Here is a 1,524-nt window from a genome sequence, read left to right as displayed (position 1 = left end):
ATGTTCGAAAGCCGGCAGGTCTGGCGGCCGACGCGGCAGGCCCTCGAGGCGGCCGAGCTGCAGGACGACTATTTCCGCTGCTGGGCCGGCCTGCGCAAGCACTTCGACCCGGCCCGGCGCTGAGCCGCGCCGCCGGCGGCGGCCAGCTCAGAAGAACATCTTCGGCAGCCAGAGCACCAGCGACGGCACGTAGGTGATCACGACCAGGCTCAGGAGCAGGGGCACGAGCCAGGGCAGGATCGCCATCGTCGTTCGCTCGAACGACAGGTTGGCGACGCGGGCCAGCACGAACAGCACCATGCCCATCGGCGGATGGAGCAGGCCGATCATCAGGTTCAGCACCATCACCAGGCCGAAGTGAACCGGGTCGACGCCGAGCTGGGTGGCGATCGGCAGCAGGATCGGGACCAGGATCGTGATCGCCGCCGTCGGCTCGAGGAAGCAGCCGACGAAGAGCATCAGCAGGTTGGCCAGGAGCAGGAAGACCCAGGCTTCCTTGGTGAAGGCGAGCACCCACGCGGCGATGTCGGCGGTGACCCCGGTGGCCGTGAGCATCCAGCCGAAGATGGATGCGGCGGCGACGATGAAGAGCACCGTGGCGGTCGTCTCGACGGTGTCGAGGCAGACCTTGACGAACATCGTCCACTTCAGCGTGCGGTACCAGGCGAAGCCGAGGATCATGGCCCAGACGCAGGCGGCGATGGCGCCCTCGGTGGGCGTGAAGAGGCCGGTCGTCATGCCGCCGATGAGCAGCACGGGCGTCATGATCGGCAGCAGCGCCTCGAAGCGGAAGATGCGGTCGAGGATGAAGAGCAGCCCGAGCGCGACGAAGACCGACATCTGCGCCGGCGCGCCGAAGCGGCTGACGACCAGCCACAGCATGAGCGGCCAGGCGATGACGACGCCGAGCTCGATCATCGCCTTGCCGAAGCGCGTCGCCGAGAACTTGATGTCGCCGCCCCATTGGTTCTTGTGCGCGTAGTAGGCGACGGTGAGCATCATCAGGGCGGCCATCAGCAGCCCGGGCAGCAGGCCGGCGAGGAAGAGCGCCCCGATCGAGACGTTGGCCATCATCCCGTAGATCACGAAGGGCAGGCTCGGCGGGATGATCGGCCCGAGCGTCGCCGACGCCGCGGTGACGCCGACCGCGAACTCGGTCGGGTAGCCGTGCTCCTTCATCGCCTTGATCTCGATCGTGCCGAGCCCGGCCGCGTCGGCGATCGCGGTGCCGCTCATGCCGGCGAAGATCACCGAGCCGACGACATTGACGTGGCCGAGGCCGCCCTTCATCCAGCCGACCAGCGCCAGCGCGAAGTTGTAGATCCGCGTCGTGATGCCGGCGTTGTTCATCAGGTTGCCGGCGAGGATGAAGAACGGCACCGCGAGCAGGGGGAAGCTGTCGATGCCGCTCACCATCCGGTGGATGACGACGAAGGGCGGCAGGTTGCCGGAGAGCAGGATGTAGACAAGCGAGGCGCCGGCCATGGCGATGGCCACAGGGAGGCCGCTGCTCATGAAGAGCAG

2 protein-coding genes are annotated in these 1,524 nt (G+C 67.5%); one reads left to right on the top strand and one right to left on the bottom strand.

The window, feature by feature from the left end:
- The gene (locus tag AC30N0_RS06845) at nt 1-123 is read left to right on the top strand and encodes a homogentisate 1,2-dioxygenase domain-containing protein (protein ID WP_489517177.1); all 123 of its coding nucleotides are present in this window, start codon (nt 1-3) and stop codon (nt 121-123) included.
- 24 nt (nt 124-147) lie between these two features.
- Here the strand turns inward: AC30N0_RS06845 and AC30N0_RS06840 are convergent.
- The coding region (locus AC30N0_RS06840) for a TRAP transporter large permease (RefSeq protein WP_489517176.1) at nt 148-1,524 on the bottom strand (1,377 nt) is incomplete at its 5' end.

The sequence above is a fragment of the Rhizobacter sp. genome (assembly GCF_031412495.1).
Taxonomy (GTDB): Bacteria; Pseudomonadota; Gammaproteobacteria; order Burkholderiales; family Burkholderiaceae_C; genus Schlegelella_A.
The sequence above is the reverse complement of the archived record's forward strand: the minus strand, read 5'-3'. Positions and strand labels throughout refer to the sequence as shown.